Below are 22126 nucleotides of genomic sequence, written 5' to 3'. Positions count from 1 at the left end.
TGGTGCCGCGAGGAGTGGTCGTTTCTCGCTGGAGTGAAGGGTCCTTTCACACCAGTGCGGTCACGACCGGTTAGCCGGTGGGAGGGGCCGCTCGCGCGAAGGGGACTGTCGCGGATGCTCGGGGTGCGCGACAGTCGGTGGGTATACGTAGACTGGTGTGGTGCGTCTAGCTCGTATTGCTCATCCCAGTGGTGTCGCGTTCGCTTCGATCGAGGGGGACGGCGACGATGCCCAGGTCCTGGAGATCGCGGAACATCCGTTCGGCCAGCCGAACTTCACCGGCAAGCGCTGGCCGCTCGCCGACGTCCGGCTGCTCGCGCCGATCCTGCCGTCGAAGGTGATCGCCGTCGGCCGGAACTACGCGAAGCACGCGGCGGAGCTCGGCAACGAGGTGCCGTCCGCGCCGATGCTGTTCATCAAGCCGTCCACGACGGTGGTCGGGCCGAACGCTCCGATCCGGCGTCCGTCGGACGTCGGCCGCGTCGACTTCGAGGGCGAACTCGCGGTCGTCATCGGACAGCCGGTCAAGAACGTGCCCGCGGCCCGCGCGGCCAGTGCGATCCTCGGCTACACGGTCGCGAACGACGTGAGCGCGCGCGACCTGCAGAAGTCCGACGGCCAGTGGGGCCGGGCGAAGGGGTTCGACACCTTCTGCCCGCTCGGTCCGTGGATCGACACGTCGATCGACCCGTCCGATCTGGCGCTCCGCAGCGAGGTCGACGGAGAGCTGAAGCAGGACGGCCGGACTTCGGATCTCGTGCACAAGGTGCCCGAGCTGGTGGAGTTCGTGTCGCGGGTGATGACGCTCCTTCCCGGCGACGTGATCCTCACCGGCACGCCGGAGGGAGTCGGCCCGATCGTCGATGGGCAGTCGGTGTCCATCACGATCGACGGACTCGGGACTCTGACGAACCCGGTGCAGGACCTCTGAGCTGGCTGTCGCCGTTTTTCGGCGACAGGGTTCAGCGGGTGGTTTCGGGTGTTGCCGTTTAGTGGCGAATCCCTGGTCGGGGCTGGTTTTCTGGCTGCTGGGGAGGGAACGGGCGGTGGCTCCGGCGCTTGCCTCTCAACGACGAGGCGGGTGGCTGATGCCGGGGTTGGCGGGGAGACGGTGCCGTTGCCGCTGAGTGGCGAATGGCGGTGGCGCTCCGGTTGGTGAGCGATTGGGGCTGTCGTCGTTGAGTGGCGTGAGGTGAGTTGGTGCTCGCGTTGGCGAGGCAGCGGGTGCCGTTGCCGTTGAGTGGCGACAGATCTGTGCGGCGCTTGGTTGCCGAGCGGTGGGAGCTTTTGCCGCTCAGCGGCTAGGGAGGTCAGCTGCTGAATGCGTGACCTGCGGTTGCCGCTTGATGGCGAGGGCGTCTGGGCCGGGTGGGCGGTGTCGTTGTTGCCGCGTGGTGGCGAGACGAGTTGCCGTTGGTTGGCCATGGCCTGGCCCACCGGCTGGTGCTTGCCGGTGGGTGGCGGGTGGCATGTCGGCGGGCAAGAGGCGTTTGCCGTTTGGTGGCGAATCGGTGGTTGGGCTAGCGGCGTGCCGGTTCTGCCGGGCGGCGGGCGAAGGCTGGTGCGGATTCCCGGCGGATGCCTACACCGATGAGGAATGCCGGGACTCGGGCGAGTTTCGGGAAGCGCTTGAGCAGCGCGATCAATTGCGGCGGGGGTCCGTCAGCGCGGCCGGTCATCACGGGGCCCATCACGCGGCGGTGGAGAAGGCGTTGCATGCCCTGGACGGCTACGGTCGGCAGGAGGCGACGGCTCCGGACAGCGGCGAGATCCTTTTCGGTCGGCTTGCCTCGCAGGAGCGGGTCGGCCAGTAGCCTCGCGGCGGCGACAGCGTCTTGCACCGCCAGGTTGATTCCGACTCCGCCTATCGGTGACATCGCGTGGGCGGCGTCGCCGATGCAGAGCAGGCCGTCGACGTGCCAGCGGTTGAGGCGGTCGAGGCGGACGTTGAGGAACTTGACGTCGTCCATGGACTTCAGCTCGTGCACCCGGTCAGCGAATTCCGGGCAGACCTCGGCTACGTCGCGGCGGAAGCTTTCGATGCCTGCCTCGTTCAGGTCTTTGCCCTTCGGCGCGAGGTAGGCGACCTGGTAGTAGCCCTTGCGCGGCAACGGCACTGCGAAGTGGCGCTTGCTCATCCTCGGCATCAACGTGGCTTCCCGCTCTTCGGCCTTGCGGGAAAGGCGGAACCACCAGGCGTCGAACGGGGTGAAGTACTCCCGCGGGGTGAGGCCGGCTGAGCGGCGGGCCAATGACCAGCGGCCGTCGGCGGCGATTACCAGGTTGGCCGTCAGTTCGCCTTCGGCGCCGTCGGCGGTGCGGTAGCGGACGCCGGTGACTCGGCGGCCGGGCCGGAGGAGGCCGGTCATTTCGGTTTCCAGGCGCAGGGTGAAGGTCGGTTCCTTCTGCGCTGTCTCGGCGAGCAGGTCGAGAAAATCCCATTGGGGGACCATCGCGACGTACGGCCGGGGGACCTTCAGCAGCGACATGTCGGCGAGGGTCAGCGGGTCGCCGTCGGGGGTCGGGAGTCCGACGGTGGTCACTTTGGTGTGGGGCAGAGCTTCGAACTTTTCGCCGAGGCCCAGTTCGTCCAGGAGCGCGAGGGTGGACGGATGGACGGTGTCGCCGCGGAAATCGCGGAGGAAATCCGCGTGCTTCTCCAGCACCGTGACTTCGATGCCGGCTCGGGCCAGGAGCAAGCCCGCGACCATGCCGGCCGGTCCGCCGCCGACGATGACGCACCCCGTGTGTTCGGTCATCTTCCTCAGCTCCCCTCTTATTCATCGTCTGTTGAATAACTTGAGGATGCACCTTGGGCGGATGGTGCGTCAAGTCGGCCGATGGGGTGTGTTCGTGGCTGCGGAGGGCCGGGTGCGCGTGGGTGCCGCGGTCGAGGCCGGGGCGGCGAAGGGGCAAGGGGCGGGCTGGTGCGTGTGTCCCAAGGGTCGCGGCTGCGGGTGCGGAGCCGGAGGTGGTTGCGGCGGTCGGGCGCGGTGGGCGAGGGCGGTTGGTGGCGTGCGGGCGGCGAAGTCGTGAAGCGGGAGTTGGAGAAGGGGCCGTGGGAGTTGGAGACGGGGCGCCGCCGAGGGGCGCTGTCGAGGGGCGGGGTCGCGGAGGCGGGGTCGCGGAGGCGGTAAGTGCGACTGGTCGGTGTTCGCGGAGGAGTTGATGTTGCCGCGCGGGGGCCGGAATGTGGGGAGTTTGCGTAATGGTGTGTGGTTCGCGTATGTGGATCTCGGGAGAGTCCGGATCGGAAAGAGCGGAGTACCGATATTTTCCGGGAAAAGATTTCGGGCGGTTAGTTCGGCGGCGGAACTTATGCGTGGTTGGCGTCGCTTTGGGTGCGGCGGTGTCCAGAAAGGTGCGTTCGGTGGCGGGAAAGGGTTGGGGTGACAGGGTTTTCAGGCGGGAGCGCGAGCGGGGGCGGGTGTGAGCGGCTGAGGAGATCGTTCGGAATTTGTCAGTTCTCGGGGAGCATGGAGTAAGCGTCTTTCACCCGCTCGGCCCCTTGGGGTGGTGGTGAACGTCACCGGGCGGACACTTTGTGCACCGGCAGTAGAGCCGGTCAGCGGCAACAGCACCGGGGTAATCACCTTTTTGGCCGCGTTGCGAACGCGGCGAGTGCCCTAGCCTCACGGGGTGGATTTCGCCCCGGCCGCTCTGTCGCGTGCTCGTACTGCCCCGCCGGCCGCTGCCGGTCGCGAACCGTGGGCGCCTCCTGAGCTGAGTCTGGTTTGCCTCGACATCGATGACACGTTGATCGATTGCACCGCCGCGATCCGCCGTACGCTGCACGCGCTCACAGGGCGCGACGACCTCTGGCCGTTGTGGGACTTGATCACCGAGGAGCATGTCGCGCTCGTTGTCGCCGGGAAGCTCGGCTACGACGTGATGCATCACCGGCGCACCGAATGTTTCCTCGCCGAGTTGGGGATCTTCGGGGACTCCGCGCAAGTGAGCGCGTTCGAGGCGCGCCGGCGGGAGATTTTGGCGCGGTCTTGGCGGCTATTCGATGATGTTGTTCCCTGCCTTGAATGGCTGCGCGCCGCGGGGCTGCAACTCGCGGCCGTGACGAACGCCTCAGGGGTTCATCAGCGGCAGAAAATCGCGGAACTCGGGCTCGCGCCGTTTTTCGACCATGTCGCGATTGCGGGGGAGGTCGGGGTCGCGAAACCCGATCCGGTGATGTTCCACTCGGTGTGCTTGGCGCTGGACTGCCCGCCGGAACGCACGGTGCACGTCGGGGACAAGCTCGACACCGACGCGATCGGCGCGTTCGACGCCGGGCTCGGCGCGGTCTGGCTCGATCGCGACGGGACCAGCCGCACTGGCGAGCGCGCGCCGGAGGGAGTACACACGGTGACCGGCCTCGACGAGCTGCCTGAGCTGCTGGTTTCGGAGTACGCGACGGTCGGCGTCCCCGCCCCGCGGGCGGCGGGGACCCCCGCTGCGACGGTCCGCGGCGGGATGTTCTAGTATTTCTTCTCGTGCGGCACTGACCTGGGCAACCGGGAAAGTACCTCACTGGGGTATGGTGTAATTGGCAGCACGACTGGTTCTGGTCCAGTTAGTCTAGGTTCGAGTCCTGGTACCCCAGCTGCAGAGAGGACCCCCTCTCGGAAGTGCGAAATCGCTTCTGGTAAGTTCTCTCTCGCAAGAAAAGCCCCGGAAACGGGGAAGTTCCTAAGCCCCCGTCGTCTAGCGGCCTAGGACGCCGGCCTCTCACGCCGGTAGCGTGGGTTCGAATCCCATCGGGGGTACAACCAGCCCGGTTGATCAATTGATCAACCGGGCTTTGTTGCGTTTAGGGGAAAGCCCGGGGCTCGTGGGGTGGGTGGGGCTGGTGGGGATTTGAGCCGAGTGCGGCGCGGGTTGCGGTGCGTGACGCGGGTTGCTGGGTGCGAGTGGTGTTCAGGCTGCGGGGGGAGTGGACCTGGGTGTGTGGGGGCTGCGGCGGGGTCGGTGGCCGTCGGCGGGCTGAGGGAACTGTGGGCTGGCAGGCAAGGCTTGGGTGCCGTGGGCGGGTGTTGGAACTGTGGGCGGGCAGACAGGGCTTGGGCGCTGCGGGTGGGCGAAGGTGCTGGTAACCGCGGGCGGCAGATAGGGCTTGGGTGCCGCCGGCGGGCGAGGGTGTTGGAATTGCGGGCTGGCACACGGGCCTTGGGTGCCGTGGGTGGGTGAAGGTGTTGGAACTGCGGGCTGGCAGGCAGGGCTTGGGTGCCGTTGGTGGGCGAAGGTATTGGAACTGCGGGCTGGCAGATAGGGCTTGGGTGCCGCTGGCGGGAGAAGGTGCTTGCAGCTGTGGGCTGGCCAGACAGACCTTGGGCACTGCGGATGGGCAACGGTGATGGAACTGCGGGCGGGCAGACAGAGCTTCGGCACCGCCAGCGGGCGAAAGTGCTTGCAGCTGTGGGTTGGCAAAGGCGAGCTGCCCATGAGGGGCTGAGGGCAAGCGCAATGAGCGGGAACTGCGTGACGAGCTCGGGGAAGTCGGGATTGCGTGCCAGCACGGGGGAGAGCTGGGGGATGAGGATGTTGCGCCCGTGCGGGCCGAGAGCTGCGGGCGGGGTACGGCGGCCACCGGGGCGAGGGGAGCCACTGGAGAGGAATGGTGGCGGGCGGGGTGATCGGGAACTGCGGGTGGGCATTGAGCAGGCCGCGCGGAAGCTGCAAGACGGGGTACTGCGGCCAGCTCGATGAGGGGAACCGCAGGCGAAAAGGGCTGTGGGCCAGCAAAAGCCGAGAGTTGCGGGCCAGCGACTGACGGGGGACGGCGGGCGCAAATGAAGCGGTCAAAGAAACCCGCAAAGGAAGCGGTCAAAGAAACCACCGGCCGTGCATAGGAAAGCTCAGCCCTCGCCGCCGAACATTGCGGCTGTGGAGCGGCCGTTGGCCTGGTTTTCGGTGACATAGGGGCGGAGTTCGGCCTCGTACCGGGCGAAAGCCTCGGGGTGATCCGCGGCCGTCAAGTGGCGGGCCAGTGAGCGGGCGCCGAGCAGGGCTTGGGAGGTGCCCATGCCTGCGGCGGGCGCGGCGCAGTATCCGGCGTCTCCCAGCAGGGCGATTCGGCCCGTTGACCAGCTGTCCAAATGTACCTGTGCGTTCGAGCTGAAGTAGAAGTCCGAAGCCTCCGACATCGCTTCCAGCAACAAGGGGGTGTGCCAGGTGTCACCGGCGAAAGCGGCGCGCGTCGCGGCTTCCTGGTCGGCTCTGGGGAGGCGGTCCAGGGCTCCGGAAGGGGTTCCGAAGGAAAGGCTCACGGTCAGGCGATCCGGATCCCCTGAGTTGAACAGGTAGACCGCGGTGCCATCTACCGCGCGGAGGAGTCCGTTGTGGTTCAGGCCCAGGAAGTTGGGCATGGTGAAGCCCGCGCCGGAGAGGCCTAGGTGTCGCAGGGCCGCGGAGTGCGGGGCGAAGGCCAGTTGGCGGACTTTCGAGTACACGCCGTCGGCGCCGAAGACCAGGTCGTAGGTCTCCACAGAGCCATCGGTCAGTTCGGCGGTTACGCCGGTCTCAGTTTGCGCCAGCGACGTGATCGAGGTGCCGAAGCGGTACTCGACATGATCGACAGTCAAGGCGTACAGCAGCTCGTTCAGGACGTGTTTCGGGACCTCCAGCTCACCGGCGAAAGCCTCGGCGGGGAGTTGGTCTACCTGCGCGCCGTCGCGGTCGACGATGGTGGTTCCGGTCATTTTGGTGTCGTGGCGGCGGACTGCATCGAGGATGCCCAGCTCGGACAGGACATCGAAGGCGGCGCCGCGGAAATCCACGGCGTAGCCGGTGTGCCGGAGGGCGGGGGCGCGTTCGACGAGGGTCACTCGGTGGCCGGCGCGGGTGAGGAACTCGGCGAGGGTCGTGCCAGCTACGCCGGCGCCGGAGATGAGGACGTTCGAGGAGGTCATGGCAGAAACGTAGCGCGGTCTTGTCCATTTGGTCAAACCATTTGGATAAACCAGGTGGGCAAGATAGGGTGTTCCCATGGGTAATCGCGAGGATCTGCTGGCCGGGGCGAAGCGGTGCTTGATCGAGCGGGGCTGGGGCAACACGACGGTGCGCGACATCGCGGCCGCGGCGGGGGTCAGTCACGCGGCGATCGGGTATCACTTCGGGTCGCGGGACGCGTTGCTGACGCAGGCGCTCGTGGCGGCGGTCGACGAGCTCGGCGGGGAAGTCGCGGATTCGTCGTTCGACCTGTCCGAGCAGGGGCTGAAGCGGATGATCGGCAGCTTCGGCGAGGATCGGGCGTTGTGGGTCGCGCAGCTTGAGGCGCTCGTGCAGGCCGAGCGGTCGCCGGAGGTGCGCGAGCATCTCGTGCAGGGGCTGCGGGAGGCTCGCCAAGGGGTCGGCGGGGCGGTGCAGAGCGCGTTGGTGATCGGGCTGATGGTGCAGTGGCTGCTTGACCCGGAGGAGGCGCCGTCGGCGAAAGAGGTGGCCGACGGGATTCGCGCGGTGGCGGCGGAAATCTAGACCCAGACCGCGTCGGCGGGGTTTCCGGCCGGGGGTTCGCCGCCGGCTTCGGCGAAGGCGGTCAGGGCGTCGACCAGGCCGCGGCGGGCCGAGTCGGGCATTTTTTCCACGATGGCGGCGATTTCGCGACGTCGCCGATGAGTGACGACGCGGACGATCCGGTCGCCCTCCTGGGTGAGTTCGATGACGACCTCGCGCCGGGACGACGGATTGCCCAGTCTGGCGACCAGCGCGACCGCGACCAGTCGGTCGATCATCCGGCTCGCGGTGGAAGGCGTGACGCCGAGATGTTCGGCGAGCGCGGCCTGTTTCAGCGGGCCGCGGGAATGCAGCACCACCAGCAGCCGGAATTGCGGCACCGTGATGAGATCGCCCGCCGACGCGATGGACCGCGCGGACACGGCGACGAGCAGGCGGGAAGCGGTGAGCACGGCTTCGGTGACCGCGTCGACGTCGTCGGGTACGTCGGTGCGGGCAGGAATCGGCGCGCGAGACATGCGACCAGTGTGCCGTATCGCGCGGCGGATTCCGCTCGATAACGGGGCTGGGCAACGAATCAGGGGGAATCGGGCCTCATCAACTGCCCCGCGCGGTTGAAAAAGAAACGACCCCGCCGTCCCGGAGAACGGGAGGCGGGGTCGTCCAGAGCTGGCTCAGAGACCGGCGAAAGCCTGGTCCACGAACTGCTTGTGCTGATCCGCCCACTGCTTGGCGGCGGTCTTTTCCTGGCCCTTCGGGGCCTTCTGGATCGCGTCCTCGAGCGAACCGAGGTCCTCGTCCGACATCTTCAGCTTCTTGGCCACGCCGGCGAGCGCCGGGAAGTCCTTGTCGAAGCCCTTGCGGCCCAGCGCGTGGATCTGCTCGCCCTTGCCCATGGCGCCCTTCGGGTCCTTGAGATCCTTGAGCTGGTAGCGCGAGTACGCCCAGTGCGGGTGCCACAGCGTCACGACGATCGGCTTCTTCGCCTTGATCGAGCTGTCGAGCGCGGCCAGCATCGCGGTGGTCGACGAGTTCTGCAGGGTCATCGCGCCGTCGAGGCCGTACTGCGGGATCGCGTCCTTCTGCACGATGCCGGTCTCGCCCGCGCTCGCCTCGATGCCGGTGATCTTGCCGCCGAACATGCTCGCCTTGTCCTTGAGGTCGGCGATGCTGTTGACGTCGTTCACGTAGTCCGGCACCGCGAGGTTGAGGGTCGCGTTGTCGTACCAGACGCCGAGGTCTTCGAGCTTGTCCTTGTACTGGTCCCAGTACTGCTTGTGCGTCGCGGGCAGCCACGAGTCGAGGAACAGGTCGACGTCGCCCTTCGCGAGGCCCGCGTAGATCGGGCCGACGTCGAGCATCTGCGTCTTGACCTTGTAGCCCTTTTCCTCCAGCACCGCCTGGTACAGGTTGGTGAGGGCGACGTCCTCGTCCCAGTTGATGTAGCCGATGGTGACGCTCTTGGCTTCCTGGCTGTTGCCCGACTGGGACTCCCGGCCGCCGCACGCCGCGGTGAGGCCGACCAGGGCCGTCACGGCGGCGCCCACGGCGAAGATCCGGCTGAGCCGTTTCGAAGTGCGCACTCGTTCGTCCTTTCTCGTTGCGGTGGAGGTGGATCAGGCCGCGTCGGCCCGGCGAAGGGCGCGGCCCACCGCGGAGCGCGCCCCCAGCGAGGAAGTGAGCCGGTCGAGGTAGATGGCCAGCACGACGACGCCGAGACCGGCGTTGAAACCCAGGTCCAGCTTCAGGCTCGTGACCGCCGCGTACACCTCGGCGCCGAGCCCGGGCGCGCCGACCATGCCGGAGATCACGACCATGGACAGCGACAGCATGATGATCTGGTTGATGCCCGCCATGATCGACGGCATCGCGAGCGGGATCTGGATCTCCCGCAGGATCCGCCGCGGCGGCGAGCCGAACGCCTCGCCCGCCTCGACCATTTCCGGGTCGACCTGGCGGATGCCGAGTTCGGTCAGCCGCACGCCCGGCGGCAGCGAGAACACGACGGTCGCCACCACGCCCGGCACCGGGCCGATCGAGAAGAAGAAAATGACCGGGATCAGGTAGACGAACGCGGGCAGCGTCTGCATGAAGTCCAGGATCGGCTTCACGATCCGGCTCACCGTTTCGTTGCGCGCGGCCGCGATCCCGACCGGCACCGCGATCGCCACCGCGACCACGCCGGAAATCAGCACCTGCGACAGCGTCTGCATCGCGGACGGGAATTCGCGCAGGCTGTCGATGAGCGCGAACCCGATCGCCGAGCCGAGGCCGAACTTCCAGCCGCGCAGCCACCAGCCGAGCCCGGCGAACACCACGACCAGCACCGGCCACGGAAGCCAGGTCAGCCCGGAGGCGAGCCCGGTGACCGCGCCGTTGACGATTTTGTCGACGAAATCGAAGAACGGGCCGATGTTGCCCTGCAGCCAGTCGATGATCGCCTTGAACCAGGTGCCGACGGGAATCTGCGGCAGGTCGCCGACGAGGACGTTGTCAGACACGGGCGTTCACCTCCTGGTCGTCGTTTTCTCCTGTGCTCAGCGCGTTCAGCAGCGCCTCGCGGGTCACCATGCCGAGCAGCGCGCCCTCGGCGTCGACGACCGCGAGCGGCGCGGGCGCGGACGCGGCGTGGCCGAACAGGTCGGCCATCTGCGTTTCCGGAGCGGTGCGCGCGGCGGAACGGTCGACGATTCCGGCGATCGTTTCCGTGCCCTGGTCCGCGGCTTCGCTCACCGCGCGCCGGTCGACCGCGCCGGCGAACTTGCCGTCCTCGGTCACCAGCACGCCGGCGAGTTCGTTCCGGCGCATCGTTTCCAGCGCTTCGGCGGGCGTTGTCGCCGGGGTGAACGAGATTTCCGCGGGCCGCATCACCGCGGCCGCGGTGAGCACCCGGCTGCGGTCGACGTCGCGCACGAACTTCGCGACGTAGTCGTCGGCCGGTTCGGTGAGCATTTCCTGCGCGGTCGACACCTGCACGATCCGGCCGTCGCGCATCATCGCGATCCGGTCGCCGAGGCGCATCGCCTCGTTGAGGTCGTGCGTGATGAACACGATCGTCTTGCCCAGCTGCCGCTGCAGGATCAGGAGCTGGTCCTGCATCTCCTTGCGGATCAACGGGTCCAGCGCGCTGAACGCCTCGTCCATCAGCAGGATCTCGGTGTCCGCGGCCAGCGCGCGGGCGAGGCCGACGCGCTGGCGCATCCCGCCGGACAGCTGACCGGGCAACCGGTCCTCCCATCCGGTGAGCCCGACCATCTCGAGCGCTTCGGCGGTGCGTTCGCGCTGCCGCTCGCGGGGCGCGTTCTGCACGCTCAGCCCGTAGGCGACGTTCTCCGCCACCGTGCGGTGCGGGAACAGCGCGAAGTGCTGGAACACCATGCTCATCCGCCGCTGGCGCAGTTCGCGCACCTCCGCGGCGGACTTGTCGGTGAGGTCGATGTCGTCCACCAGAACCCGGCCGGAAGTGGCCGGGAGCAATCCGTTCAGCGTGCGCAGCAGGGTCGACTTGCCCGAACCGGACAGTCCCATCACCACGAAAATCTCGCCGCGCTCCACGGTGAAGGAGGCGTCGATCACCGCCGCGGTCACGCCGGGCAGCTCCAATTCGGCGCGATCGGCGCCGTTCTCCAGCTTGCCGACCGCCTCTTCCGCCCGGCGGCCGAACACTTTGTACAGCTTCTCCACACGAACTATCGGCACAGTCGTCTCATGTTCTCGCATTCGGGGTCCTTTGCCGGGCGACATGATTGCATAGACCAACACTGATCGGAGCCGATCGCGCGACCGGTTCACCGATGACGGCCGGTTTTCGTGGCCCGGCACCCACTTTCGCCGGCGCGGCGCGCCCGCCGGCGAGACACCGCCGCGGCAGCGGGGAAAAGACGGTGTGCGCTGGCGAAACCAGTCCGGATTCGCCCGTTCGCCCGACTGGATTACGGGTTGCCACAGCGTGTGGTTGTCACGTTCGCATAACAACCCGAAAGTCTGTTGTGGACCTTGCGTGGCCTGGGTGATCGCGGACACCCGACGGCCACGCTTGGTGGCGAACCAAGCACAGCAAGGAAACCCCGGAGACCGCCTCGAGCGGACGTTCGCAGTTGCTTGGGGGAACAGGTGATCGACTGGAGGCGCGCGCGAGATGGCCGGTGTGATCGGGAAAACGCCGCGGGCTTTTCTCGTTTTCCTTCGCGCTGCGCGGATCTGGTCCGGCGGGGACAATGCCCGCGGCCGGGACAGCGGAGGGGGCTTCAGGCCCGGCTCAAGGTACTGAGTGCGGCTTCGCGACCCGGACGGGCAAGCGTGCCAACGGATCTTGAGAGCGGCCGCCGCAACGCTCTTCTGCCGCTTCGAAACCGGCGGCGCTCACGCGTGCGGGCGGCCGGGTTCGGCGACCCGGCTGCCGGGAGTGCCTTCAGGGCGGGAAAAAAGGGCAGAGACGCGACAAACCCCGCCCGGGGAGAAGCCGGGCGGGGCTTGTCGTCTGCTTCCGGAAAGCCGGAGTTACTTCTTCTTCGCGGCCGAGGTGCGCTTGGCCGGAGCCTTCTTCGCGGTCGCCGTGGTCTTCTTGGCGGCCGGCTTGGCGGCGGCCTTCGCCCGCGTGGTGGTGGCCTTCGGAGCCGCCTTGGCCGCGGTGGCCTTGGTGGCGGTCGCCTTGGCGCGGGTGGTGGTGGCCTTCGCGGCGGTGGCCTTGGCGGGAGCCTTGGCCGCGGTGGCGCGGGTGCGGGTGGCGGCCGGCTTGGCGGCGGCGGCCTTGGCGCGAGTGGTGGTCGTCGCCGTGGCGCGGGTCGCGGTCGCCTTCGCGGTGCTGGCGGTCGCACGCTTCACGGCAGTCGCCTTCGGCAGCTTCTTCGAGCCGGAGATGACGTCCTTGAACGTGGTGCCCGCGCGGAACGCCGGAACGTTGGTCTTCTTGACCCGCACGGCTTCGCCGGTGCGCGGGTTGCGAGCGGTGCGGGCGGCACGCGCGCGCTTCTCGAAGACACCGAAGCCGGTGATGGTGACCTTTTCGCCCTTGTGGACGGTGCGGATGATGATGTCGACGAGACCGTCGACGGCTTCCGCGGCTGCCTTCTTGTCGCCGATGCGCTCCGACAGAGCTTCGATCAGCTGGGCCTTGTTGGCCATTCCAGTTCCTCCAACCAGAACTTGTTTTATACGGCCATACAGGCCGAACGCAGTCATTATCACCCATAGACTTCGCAAGTCCAATCGGGACCTGCCTTTTTCGTTGCCGCGTCCGGATTGCCGGCGACCCTCGCGAGGCTCGCGGGTCCGGATTCTTTCACTGGCCGGAAGACCCGCGAGAGTGCTTGCGGCGTCGGCAAAGTCGCATGTAGACACCCGCTGTCCTGCGGTTTTGTCTTTTCTTGGGCTGCGACGGCGGAGTCGCGCGCGGCCGCTCGGACGACCCGCGAAGCGGCCGGACGGTCTACTGAGGACGATCGAAAACCGCGCGAAAAAGACTGCCCCCCACGGGCGTGGCGGAGACGCGGACCGGGGTTGGGGCGTGACGGGAGCGGGGCGTTGGGGCTTCGCGGAGCGGGTCGGCGGGCAGCGGGCGGCCGCCGATCGCGCGCCGGGTTTGCGGCGGATGGGTTCGATCGGGCCGGCGGCTAAAGGCGTCGGCGGGTGTGCCGGGGAATCGCGTGCCGGGGGCGGAAACGTGCGCGGTGCCGGGTTCGGCGGCGTTGCGGGGGACGGCGGTGGCGTGTTTCGGGCGGAGCGGGTTCGCCGTGTCGGGTGAGGATCGTTTGTGCGAAAGGATCGCCTCCCGCCGGGGTGGTGATTAGGCCGGGGCGTCGGAGGCGTTGCTGGACCGCGTCGGCGGCGAGGAGGTCGGGTGCCTGGTTTGCGGCCGGTGCTTTTGATCGGCCGGAGGCCAAGAGTGCGCCGGGGGAATCGCGCACGGGGAGCGGAAACGTTCGCGACACCGCGTTCGGCGGTGCTTGGGAGACGACCGGGGTGTGCGTCGGGCGGAGTGCGTTCGCCGCGTCGAGTGCGGATCGCGGTGCGAAAAAAGGCCGCCTCCCGCCGGGACGGCGGAGAGGCGGCCTGAGGTTGGGCGCGGTGGGAGCGGGGCGTCAGAGGCGTTCCTGAAGCGCGTCGGCGGCGGCGAGGAGGTCGGCCGCCCACCGGGCGCCGGGCTTACGCCCTATGCGTTCGATCGGTCCGGAGACCGACACCGCGGCCACGACGGTGCCGGAGGAATCGCGCACCGGGGCCGAAACGCTCGCGACGCCCGGCTCGCGTTCGGCGACGCTTTGCGCCCAGCCGCGGCGGCGTACTTCGAGCAGAGTGCGTTCGCCGTAAACCGCGTCGGCGAGGATGGTCCGCTGCGTGTGCGGATCCGACCACGCGGCAAGGACCTTCGCGCCCGAGCCCGCCGTCATCGGCAGGCGCGAACCGATCGGAACCGTGTCGCGCAAACCGCTCGGCGGTTCCGCGGTCGAAACGCACACGCGCTGCACGCCGTCGCGCCGGTAAAGCTGAACGCTTTCGCCGGTGATGTCGCGAAGCTTCGGCAGCACCGAACTCGCCGCGTCGAGCAACGGGTCGGTCGACCCGCCCGCGAGTTCGGCGAGCGCCGTGCCCGGCCGCCAGCGCCCGTCCGGCCCTCGCCGCAACAGGCGATGCACTTCGAGCCCGACCGCGAGCCGGTGCGCGGTCGCGCGAGGAAGCCCGGTGCGCGTGCAGAGTTCCGCCAGCCCGCACGGGTCCTCGGCGACCGCCTGCAGCACGGCCACGGCTTTGTCCAGTACTCCGATACCGCTATGCTGTCCCACGACGCGATACTATCTTCCCGCACTGTGGGAAGTCCAGAATCTGGGAAAAACGAAACCCGGAGCCGCGGACAGCCGCGGCTGCCCCCTCCTCACCGGCACCGTCCGGGTTCCGTGCTCCCGGCCGATCCCGAGGAAGGAGCCGGAGATGACCAGCCCCACCGGCAAGGCTCGTACGCTGGCGGAGAAGGTGTGGGACAGCCACCTCGTGCGCCGAGGCGAAGGCGCCGAACCGGATCTGCTCTACATCGACCTCCACCTGGTGCACGAAGTGACCAGCCCGCAGGCGTTCGACGGACTGCGGCTGGCCGGGCGGCCGGTGCGCCGCCCCGACCTCACCATCGCCACCGAGGACCACAACGTCCCCACGGTGGACATCGACCTCCCGATCGCCGACCCGGTGTCCCGCACCCAGGTCGACACGCTTCGCCGCAACTGCAAGGAGTTCGGCGTCCGGCTGCACCCGATGGGCGACGCCGAACAGGGCATCGTGCACGTGATCGGGCCGCAGCTCGGGCTGACCCAGCCCGGCACCACGGTGGTGTGCGGCGACAGTCACACCTCGACGCACGGCGCGTTCGGCGCGATGGCGTTCGGCATCGGCACTTCCGAGGTCGAGCACGTGCTCGCCACTCAGACGCTGCCGCTGCGGCCGTTCAAGACGATGGCGATCAACGTCGACGGCTCGCTGCAGCCGGGCGTCACCGCGAAGGACGTGATCCTCGCGGTGATCGCCAAAATCGGCACCGGCGGCGGTCAGGGCTACGTCCTGGAGTACCGCGGCAAGGCCATCGAAGAGCTGTCGATGGAAGCCCGGATGACCATCTGCAACATGTCGATCGAGGCGGGCGCGCGCGCCGGCATGATCGCGCCGGACGAAACGACCTTCGCCTACCTGAAGGGCCGTCCGCACGCGCCGAAGGGCGAGGACTGGGACGCCGCCGTCGCGAACTGGCGCGAGCTGCGCACCGACGAGGGCGCGGAATTCGACGCCGAAGTCCACCTCGACGCGGACCAGCTGACGCCGTTCGTGACGTGGGGCACCAACCCCGGACAGGGCCTGCCGCTGGGCGATTCGGTGCCGGACCCGGCCGCGATCGCCGACGAGAACGCGCGCTTCGCCGCCGAGAAGGCGCTGTCCTATATGGATCTGGAGCCGGGCACCCCGCTGCGCGAGATCGCGGTGGACACGGTCTTCCTCGGCTCCTGCACCAACGGCCGGATCGAGGACCTGCGCGCCGCGGCGGAGGTGCTGCGCGGGCGGAAGGTGGCCGATTCGGTCCGGATGCTCGTGGTGCCCGGTTCGATGCGGGTGCGCAAGACCGCCGAGGAGGAAGGCCTGGACAAGATCTTCTCCGAGGCGGGAGCCGAATGGCGGCAGGCGGGCTGCTCCATGTGTCTCGGGATGAACCCGGACCAGCTCGCCCCCGGCGAGCGCAGCGCGTCCACCTCCAACCGCAACTTCGAGGGACGGCAGGGCAAGGGCGGGCGCACGCACCTCGTCTCGCCGCTCGTGGCCGCCGCCACCGCCGTGCGCGGGACGCTGTCCTCGCCCGCCGACCTGCCCGCCTGACTTCCCCGAGAGGAGCTCCCACCATGGAACCGTTCACCCAGCACACCGGGATCGGGGTCCCGCTGCGCAGGTCCAACGTGGACACTGACCAGATCATCCCGGCCGTCTACCTCAAGCGCGTGACCCGCACCGGATTCGAGGACGGGCTGTTCGCCGCCTGGCGCGCCCAGGACGACTTCATCCTCAATCAGGAACCGTTCTCCGGCGGGTCCGTGCTCGTCGCGGGACCGGACTTCGGCACCGGTTCGTCGCGCGAGCACGCCGTGTGGGCGTTGATGGACTACGGCTTCCGGGTCGTCATCTCGTCCCGCTTCGCCGACATCTTCCGCGGCAACTCCGGCAAGGGCGGCCTCGTCGCCGCGCAGTGCGAGCAGTCGGATGTCGAACTGCTCTGGAAGCTGCTGGAGAACGAGCCCGGCACCGAGGTGTCGGTGGACCTCGAAGCCAAGACCGTGCGGGCCAAGGACTTCACCGCGCCGTTCCAGATCGACGACTACGTCCGCTGGCGGCTGCTCGAAGGACTCGACGACATCGCCCTGACTCTGCGCCACGCGGGGGACATCGACGCGTTCGAGTCCCAGCGGCCTTCCTGGAAGCCCGCGACGCTTCCCGCCGCCACCTCCTGATCCGCTCCGCCGGGGCCGGATTCCCTGCTCAGAAAGGGAATCCGGCCCCGGCGGACCCGCTCTTCGCCCGCGCCAAACGGCACCTCCCAAGACCGGAATCGGGTCCTTCGGGAGGGCGGAACCGTTCCCGCCGCAAGGGAAAATTTCGCGTGCCGTTTGGAATTTGTGCTGTCTTGGTAATACCGTGTGCGTTAGTCGGCCGACCTGGCCGTGGACGAAGAGTTCTTCTTGGAGGGACTGGAATGGCCAACAAGGCCCAGCTGATCGAGGCGCTGTCGGAGCGTCTGGGCGACAAAAAGGTTGCTTCGGAGGCCGTCGACGGTCTCGTCGACATCATCATCCGGACGGTCAACAAGGGCGAAAAGGTGAACATCACCGGCTTCGGGGTGTTCGAGAAGCGCGCTCGGGCCGCCCGCACCGCGCGGAACCCGCGCACCGGCGAAACCGTGCGAGTGAAGAAGACGAACGTTCCGGCGTTCCGCGCGGGCACCACGTTCAAGGACGTCATTTCCGGTTCGAAGAAGCTGCCGAAGGCCACGGCTGCGAAGCGCGCCACCGGCACCACCGCGCGCGCCACGACCACCCGTGCCGCGTCGACGACCGCCACGCGCAGCACCCGTGCCACGGCGGCGAAGCCCGCCGCCACGCGCACCCGCGCCACCGCGGCCAAGGCTCCCGCCAAGGCCGCCGCCGCCAAGACGACGACGCGCGCGACGGCCGCGAAGTCGACCACGACGCGGGCGAAGGCGGCCCCGAAGGCCACCACCACGCGGGCGAAGGCAGCCGCCAAGCCGGCCGCGAAGACCACCGCGGCGGCGAAGACCACGGCCGCGGCCAAGAAGGCCCCGGCGAAGCGGACTTCGGCGGCCAAGAAGAAGTAGCCTCGGTATTCGTTGCTTCGCGGCAGGGCCCCGACCTCGGGTGAGGTCGGGGCCCTGCCGCGTTTTCGGGGGCTGGCGGGGCTTGATCGGGTGAAACGGTGTGGCGGGAAGGGCTTCGCGGGGGAGTTGCGAGGAGGAGGCGGGGGCGGCTGAGGTGTTGTGGGGCTGGGGTTTCGGGGACCCGGTCGGGGTGCGGCGGCTCGGGGTTGGCGGGCGGGGGAGCAGGCGGAGCCAGCGGGGCGCGGAGCTGTCGCGGCTGCCGGATTGCCCGGCTGGGCAAGCGTGCGGAGACCCGAGAATTCGCTGTACCGCAGGGGGTGGCGCGGCAGTGGGGACCGATGCCGTTGCGGCAGCGGAAAGACAGCGTTTCCCGAGGTCGGAGAGCTGCGAAGCCCGTGAAAAGAACCCGTCGGATTGCTGATAAGACAACAGTTCCACGCGGTCCCGGCCGCTGCCGAACCAGGCGGGAAGGCAATCGGATTGGCTAATCCGACGCCCGGAGATAAATCCCCGCCGGGGGTAATTAAACCCCTCGGCGGCTGTCTCGGACGTCGCTTATGCCGGGACCGGGGATAAGTCCTGAGCGTCGCTCAGCAATACGGTCTCTATAGAATCCGCGGCCCGGCGAATGGCGGGCGGTCGCGCTTACGAGAAGGGCCCGGCGCGGCCGAAGCGACGCCGGGCCCGCGAAAAGATCAGCTCGCCGAAGGCACCGGAGCGGGAAGAGGACTCGGGTAATAATCCGCGCCCACCAGAACCGGTCCGTCGTCGCCGGGATGGAACGACAGGACCCACAGCGAGCCCTTCTTGCTCGGCACCACTCCGTCGCGGGCGGCGGGCAGCTCCAGGCCGTCCCGGTCCGCCAGAGCGCTCACCAGGTCCGGGATCACGCCGCCCTGGCTGCTGATGACGGGAGTGCCTCCCTCGGCCGCGATCGCCAGCAGGCGGCGGATTCCCAGCAGCGGGTCGGGCCAGTAGCCCTCCTCCGACAGCAGCGGCTCGTGCGCCACCTCGACGCCGAGTGCGTCCGCGACTCCGCCGACGGTCTGCACGCACCGCAGCCGCGGCGCGGAGAACACCCGGTCGGGGCCGAACAGCGGCAGCAGGTCCCGCAGCGCGGCCGCTTGGCGCTGGCCGGCTTCCGACAGCGGGCGGAGGTCGTCGTCGCCGGTCCAGTCCTCGCGTTTGCCGGCCTTGGCGTGGCGCACCAGCAACACCGTCGTCGGCGCGGGCGGGAGGGCGCAGAACTCGCGCAGCACCCGGACATCCGCCGGTCGCGTGAGCAACTGCTCGGCGGTGACCGGGTCCAGCCAGCGCAGTTCGTCGACCTCTTCGTTGGGCTCGAAGGCCCCGGAAACGGCTTCGCCGCTGAAGTAGTCGACGCTCTTGCGCAGCAGCCGTCCGTTGTTCTTCGCGGGGACCTCGTACCTCGTCTGCGCGACGTAGCGGCCCAGCACCGCGCGGAATCCGGTCTCCTCGGCGATCTCGCGCACCGCGGTGGCCGCGATCGTCTCGCCGGGGTCGACCTTTCCCTTCGGCAGCGACCAATCGTCGTAGCGGGGCCGGTGCACGAGGGCGACCTCGAACCCGCCCTCGGCGCGGCGCCAGAGCACCGCGCCGGCGGCCCGGACGTCCACGCTCATCCGACGGCCCCGTGCCGCTTCGCGAGTTCGAGCTGGTGATCGCGCACCTGCGAACCGGCGGCCGGGAACGGCTGCCATTCGCCCGAGGAACTGAGCACCCAGCAGCGCGTGTGCGGGTCGAGCGCCGAATCGAACACGTCGTCCAGCTGCCGCGTCAGCCGCGGGTCCTTGACCCGCACCAGCGCCTCGATCCGGCGGTCGAGGTTGCGGTGCATCATGTCCGCGCTGCCGATCCAGTGCGTGCCGCCCGCGCGGAAGTTGAACACCCGCGAGTGTTCCAGGAACCGGCCGAGGATCGAGCGGACGCGGATGTTCTCGCTCAAGCCTTCGACGCCCGGCTTCAGCGAGCAGATCCCGCGCACCACCACGTCGACCGGAACCCCGGCCTGTGACGCGTGGTACAGCGCGTCGATCACCTGCTCGTCCACGAGCGAGTTGCACTTGATCCGGATGCCCGCGTCGAGCCCGGCGCGCGCGAGTTCGATCTCCTCGCCGATCGCGCGCACGATGCCGCGCCGGATGCCGTGCGGCGACGTGAGGATCGTGCGGTAGGTGTCCTGGCGCGAGTAGCCGGTGAGGACGTTGAACAGGTCCGTGATGTCCGCGCCGATGCTCGGGTCCGCGGTGAGCAGGCCGAGGTCTTCGTACAGCCGCGCGGTCTTCGGGTTGTAGTTGCCGGTGCCGATGTGGCAGTAGCGGCGGATGGTCGAACCCTCCTGCCGCACCACCATCGACACCTTGCAGTGCGTTTTGAGGCCCACCAAGCCGTACACCACGTGCACGCCCGCGCGTTCCAGCGTGCGCGCCCAGGTGATGTTGGCCTGCTCGTCGAACCGCGCCTTGATCTCCACCAGCGCCACGACCTGCTTGCCCGCCTCGGCGGCGTCGATCAGCGCGTCCACGATCGGCGAATCGCCGGACGTCCGGTACAGCGTCTGCTTGATCGCCAGCACCTTCGAATCGGCCGCGGCCTGTTCGATGAACCGCTGCACGCTCGTGGAGAACGAATCGTACGGGTGGTGCACCAGGACGTCGCCCTCGCGCAGCGTCGCGAAAACGCTCTTGGGCGTCTCGCGTTCGCCGAACGCCGGATGCGTCGCGGGCACGAACGGCCGGTCCTTCAACTCCTTGCGATCGACCGCGGACAGCTGGAACAGGCAGGTGAGGTCGAGCAGCCCGGGCACCTCGACGACGTCCTCGGGGTCGACTTCCAGCTCGCGCAGCAGCAGTTCGAGCATGTGCTCGCTCATGTCCTGCGCGACTTCGAGCCGCACCGGCGGGCCGAACCGGCGCTGCGCCAGCTCGCGTTCCAGCGCCTGCAAGAGGTCCTCGTCGCGGTCTTCCTCGACCTCGAAGTCGGCGTTGCGGGTGACGCGGAAGACGTGGTGCTCGGTCACCTCCATGCCGGTGAACAGATCGCTCAGGTGCGCGGAGATCAGTTCCTCGAGCGGCAGGAAGGTCGCGGTCCGGCTGCCGCGTTCGGTTTCCACGCGCATCAGCCGCGGCACGTTGCTCGGCACCTTCACCCGCGCGAACCGTTCGAGCCCGCCTTGCGGATCCCGCACCGTGACGGCGAGGTTGAGCGACAGCCCCGAGATGTACGGGAACGGGTGGGCCGGGTCGACCGCGAGCGGCGTGAGCACCGGGAAGATCTGCTCGGAGAAGTAGCTCGACAGCCGGAGCTGCTCGGCCCCGGACAGGTCGGCCCAGCCGACGATCCGGATGTCCTGCTCGGCCAGTTGCGGGCGCAGGTGCTCCTTGAACGCGGCGGTGTGCCGCTCGACCAGGTCCTGGTTGCGCTTGGCGATGTAGTCCAGCTGTTCGCGCGGCGTGAGCCCGTCCGCGCTGCGCACCGACAGGCCGGTGCCGTCGCGCCGTTTCAGCCCGGCGACCCGGACCATGTAGAACTCGTCCAAATTGGACGCGAAAATGGCGAGGAACTTCGCTCGTTCGAGCAGCGGCTGCGATTCGTCCTCGGCCAGCGCGAGCACGCGGGCGTTGAAGTCGAGCCAGGACAGCTCGCGGTTGAAATAACGGTCGTCGGGAAGCGACTCGACGGCGGTGGGCGCGGACGTGACGGCGGGCGGGGCCGACGGAACGGAGCGGAATTCCTCGCCGCTCTCGGTCGTGGTCCGGCGCGGCCGCACGGCGGCCTTGGAGACGGCGGGCGGCGCGGAGGGCTTCTTCGCCGTGGTGCGCAGCGCGCTCGACGCGGCGGTCTTGCGCTTGGCCGGTTTGGCGGTGTCTTCCGCCGGAGCCGCCTTGGGTTTCGCCTGACGGGCTGCGGCGGAGTCGGCGTTCCCGCGCGAGGTCGTCTTCCTGCCCGCGGAGCGCGGTGCCGGGGACGAGGGGGTCGCGCTGCTGCCGCTTTTCACGCGCCGCCGGGCCGGAGTGCTGCCGTCTTCTGTGCTCACGCTGCCCATTGTTCACTACGAAGCCGCGGTTTGCGCAGGCCGCGATGAAGGTCGAGTGAACACGTCAGCGCAATTGCGCCCGTTCGGCCGGGAGCAATGCTGCCGTGCGCTTCCCGAGACCCAGCTTCGCGGCGTGGCGGAGATCATCTTCGGTGTCGACGTCGCTGCGCAGCGAAGGCAGCGCTTGGGTGAGCGGAATCGCACCGGACGCGCGATGCAGTTGCGCGGAGCCGGCGCCGAACCGCGGGTCGAGAGGTTTCCCCGGAGCGGACAGCAACAGCGTGGTCCCGGTGCCCTGCCGGTCGAACACCACCGCGCGGCGGCCGGCGGCTTCGGTCAGCGCCTGCTCCAGATCCACCGCGCGCAACGCCGGAAGATCCGCTTGGAGCGCGCCGACTACTCCGTCCGGCGCGTCCGCGCGCAGCAGCTCCGCACCATGGCGCAGCGCTTCGTTGAGCCCGCCGCCCGCGGGCTCGGCGACCAGTTCGACGCCGAGACCGGCCAATTCGGACAGCGCGGCCGGATCGGCGGTGACGACGAGCACGCGCCGGACCCCGGCGACCGACGTGACCGCGGCCAGGGTGTCGCAGGCCAGCGCCAGCACCAGCTCCGAGTGCCGGTGCTCGGCGACCGCCCCGCGCAGCCGGGACTTGCCCGTGCGCGGCGGTTTCAGCGGCATGACCAGGTCTGCGTCCACCTGTCCATCTTTACCCGAAACCCGCCGGACGCGTGCATGAGCGCACCCTCCCTGGACTGCGCGAACC

At 68.8% G+C, this 22126-nt stretch carries 17 protein-coding genes and 2 tRNA genes; 8 read left to right on the top strand and 11 right to left on the bottom strand.

The features are described 5' to 3' along the window. Positions 1–160: 160 nt before the first annotated feature. Positions 161–931: a fumarylacetoacetate hydrolase family protein gene (locus ACFXI3_RS05180; RefSeq protein WP_344285626.1), complete on the top strand. Its 771-nt coding sequence runs from the start codon at positions 161–163 to the stop codon at positions 929–931. 589 nt (positions 932–1520) lie between these two features. Here ACFXI3_RS05180 and ACFXI3_RS05175 read toward each other — a convergent pair. After that, positions 1521–2759 (bottom strand): FAD-dependent oxidoreductase, encoded by a 1239-nt coding sequence (locus tag ACFXI3_RS05175; RefSeq protein WP_378398165.1) that lies wholly within the window; start codon positions 2757–2759, stop codon positions 1521–1523. An 880-nt stretch (positions 2760–3639) separates the two neighbouring features. Here ACFXI3_RS05175 and ACFXI3_RS05170 point away from each other — a divergent pair. From ACFXI3_RS05170 to ACFXI3_RS05160, 3 genes are all read left to right on the top strand, one after another. Beyond that, positions 3640–4476 carry an HAD family hydrolase gene (locus tag ACFXI3_RS05170; RefSeq protein WP_378398163.1) on the top strand — a complete coding sequence of 279 codons (837 nt, stop codon included), beginning with the start codon at positions 3640–3642 and terminating at the stop codon, positions 4474–4476. 49 nt (positions 4477–4525) lie between these two features. Then, positions 4526–4597, top strand: a tRNA-Gln gene (locus ACFXI3_RS05165). 90 nt (positions 4598–4687) lie between these two features. After that, a tRNA-Glu gene (locus ACFXI3_RS05160) sits at positions 4688–4760 on the top strand. 1089 nt (positions 4761–5849) lie between these two features. Here the strand turns inward: ACFXI3_RS05160 and ACFXI3_RS05155 are convergent. Then, positions 5850–6902 carry an FAD-dependent monooxygenase gene (locus ACFXI3_RS05155; RefSeq protein WP_378398162.1) on the bottom strand — a complete coding sequence of 351 codons (1053 nt, stop codon included), beginning with the start codon at positions 6900–6902 and terminating at the stop codon, positions 5850–5852. A gap of 76 nt (positions 6903–6978) precedes the next feature. On the opposite strand from ACFXI3_RS05155, the gene ACFXI3_RS05150 reads away from it, so the two are divergent. Then, positions 6979–7467, top strand: a complete 489-nt coding sequence (locus ACFXI3_RS05150) for a helix-turn-helix domain-containing protein (protein ID WP_344285637.1) — start codon at positions 6979–6981, stop codon at positions 7465–7467. Here ACFXI3_RS05150 and ACFXI3_RS05145 read toward each other — a convergent pair. The 6 genes from ACFXI3_RS05145 to ACFXI3_RS05120 all read right to left on the bottom strand — a co-directional run bounded on the left by ACFXI3_RS05145 (position 7464) and on the right by ACFXI3_RS05120 (position 14228). Continuing rightward, complete coding sequence (locus tag ACFXI3_RS05145) at positions 7464–7964, bottom strand: MarR family transcriptional regulator (RefSeq protein ID WP_344285640.1); 501 nt, start codon at positions 7962–7964, stop codon at positions 7464–7466. The genes ACFXI3_RS05150 and ACFXI3_RS05145 overlap by 4 nt on opposite strands. A gap of 156 nt (positions 7965–8120) precedes the next feature. Next, positions 8121–9029, bottom strand: a complete 909-nt coding sequence (locus tag ACFXI3_RS05140; protein WP_344285643.1) for a glycine betaine ABC transporter substrate-binding protein — start codon at positions 9027–9029, stop codon at positions 8121–8123. A 33-nt stretch (positions 9030–9062) separates the two neighbouring features. Further along, complete coding sequence (locus ACFXI3_RS05135; RefSeq protein ID WP_344285646.1) at positions 9063–9947, bottom strand: proline/glycine betaine ABC transporter permease; 885 nt, start codon at positions 9945–9947, stop codon at positions 9063–9065. Then, entirely contained in the window at positions 9940–11166 is a 1227-nt protein-coding gene (locus ACFXI3_RS05130; RefSeq protein WP_378398160.1) for a glycine betaine/L-proline ABC transporter ATP-binding protein, read from the bottom strand. Before ACFXI3_RS05130 ends, ACFXI3_RS05135 begins: the two co-directional genes overlap by 8 nt. Before the next feature lie 780 nt (positions 11167–11946). Further along, complete coding sequence (locus ACFXI3_RS05125) at positions 11947–12570, bottom strand: HU family DNA-binding protein (protein WP_116206583.1); 624 nt, start codon at positions 12568–12570, stop codon at positions 11947–11949. Positions 12571–13526: 956 nt separating this feature from the next. Further along, positions 13527–14228 (bottom strand): IclR family transcriptional regulator, encoded by a 702-nt coding sequence (locus tag ACFXI3_RS05120; protein ID WP_009074079.1) that lies wholly within the window; start codon positions 14226–14228, stop codon positions 13527–13529. A gap of 145 nt (positions 14229–14373) precedes the next feature. Here ACFXI3_RS05120 and leuC point away from each other — a divergent pair, with 145 nt between their 5' ends. From leuC to ACFXI3_RS05105, 3 genes are all read left to right on the top strand, one after another. Beyond that, on the top strand, positions 14374–15798 hold the full coding sequence (leuC, locus tag ACFXI3_RS05115; protein WP_378398158.1) for a 3-isopropylmalate dehydratase large subunit: 1425 nt from the start codon (positions 14374–14376) through the stop codon (positions 15796–15798). 23 nt (positions 15799–15821) lie between these two features. Further along, positions 15822–16424 carry a 3-isopropylmalate dehydratase small subunit gene (leuD, locus tag ACFXI3_RS05110; RefSeq protein WP_344285657.1) on the top strand — a complete coding sequence of 201 codons (603 nt, stop codon included), beginning with the start codon at positions 15822–15824 and terminating at the stop codon, positions 16422–16424. Between the two features lie 242 nt (positions 16425–16666). Continuing rightward, positions 16667–17305 carry an HU family DNA-binding protein gene (locus ACFXI3_RS05105; protein WP_344285659.1) on the top strand — a complete coding sequence of 213 codons (639 nt, stop codon included), beginning with the start codon at positions 16667–16669 and terminating at the stop codon, positions 17303–17305. A 695-nt stretch (positions 17306–18000) separates the two neighbouring features. Here ACFXI3_RS05105 and ACFXI3_RS05100 read toward each other — a convergent pair. The 3 genes from ACFXI3_RS05100 to cofC are packed head-to-tail and all read right to left on the bottom strand — an operon-like array spanning position 18001 to position 22059. Then, positions 18001–18948, bottom strand: a complete 948-nt coding sequence (locus tag ACFXI3_RS05100; protein ID WP_378398157.1) for an NUDIX domain-containing protein — start codon at positions 18946–18948, stop codon at positions 18001–18003. Further along, entirely contained in the window at positions 18945–21371 is a 2427-nt protein-coding gene (locus tag ACFXI3_RS05095) for an RNA degradosome polyphosphate kinase (RefSeq protein WP_378398156.1), read from the bottom strand. The genes ACFXI3_RS05100 and ACFXI3_RS05095 overlap by 4 nt, the downstream gene beginning before the upstream one ends. 55 nt (positions 21372–21426) lie before the next feature. Then, a complete protein-coding gene (gene cofC, locus ACFXI3_RS05090) occupies positions 21427–22059 on the bottom strand; it encodes a 2-phospho-L-lactate guanylyltransferase (RefSeq protein WP_378398154.1) in 633 nt (210 codons plus the stop codon). Positions 22060–22126: the final 67 nt, after the last annotated feature.

This window comes from Amycolatopsis sp. NPDC059235 (genome assembly GCF_042754125.1).
Lineage (GTDB): Bacteria > Actinomycetota > Actinomycetes > Mycobacteriales > Pseudonocardiaceae > Amycolatopsis > Amycolatopsis albidoflava.
The sequence above is the reverse complement of the archived record's forward strand: the minus strand, read 5'-3'. Positions and strand labels throughout refer to the sequence as shown.

Excerpts from the sequence above, each read along its gene's own strand:
- ACFXI3_RS05175 (WP_378398165.1), bottom strand. The coding sequence starts at position 2,759 with ATGACCGAACACACGGGGTGCGTCATCGTCGGCGGCGGACCGGCCGGC.
- ACFXI3_RS05155 (WP_378398162.1), bottom strand. The coding sequence starts at position 6,902 with ATGACCTCCTCGAACGTCCTCATCTCCGGCGCCGGCGTAGCTGGCACG.
- ACFXI3_RS05150 (WP_344285637.1), top strand. The coding sequence starts at position 6,979 with ATGGGTAATCGCGAGGATCTGCTGGCCGGGGCGAAGCGGTGCTTGATC.
- ACFXI3_RS05145 (WP_344285640.1), bottom strand. The coding sequence starts at position 7,964 with ATGTCTCGCGCGCCGATTCCTGCCCGCACCGACGTACCCGACGACGTC.
- ACFXI3_RS05130 (WP_378398160.1), bottom strand. The coding sequence starts at position 11,166 with ATGCGAGAACATGAGACGACTGTGCCGATAGTTCGTGTGGAGAAGCTG.
- ACFXI3_RS05125 (WP_116206583.1), bottom strand. The coding sequence starts at position 12,570 with ATGGCCAACAAGGCCCAGCTGATCGAAGCTCTGTCGGAGCGCATCGGC.
- leuC (WP_378398158.1), top strand. The coding sequence starts at position 14,374 with ATGACCAGCCCCACCGGCAAGGCTCGTACGCTGGCGGAGAAGGTGTGG.
- leuD (WP_344285657.1), top strand. The coding sequence starts at position 15,822 with ATGGAACCGTTCACCCAGCACACCGGGATCGGGGTCCCGCTGCGCAGG.
- ACFXI3_RS05105 (WP_344285659.1), top strand. The coding sequence starts at position 16,667 with ATGGCCAACAAGGCCCAGCTGATCGAGGCGCTGTCGGAGCGTCTGGGC.
- ACFXI3_RS05100 (WP_378398157.1), bottom strand. The coding sequence starts at position 18,948 with ATGAGCGTGGACGTCCGGGCCGCCGGCGCGGTGCTCTGGCGCCGCGCC.
- ACFXI3_RS05095 (WP_378398156.1), bottom strand. The coding sequence starts at position 21,371 with ATGGGCAGCGTGAGCACAGAAGACGGCAGCACTCCGGCCCGGCGGCGC.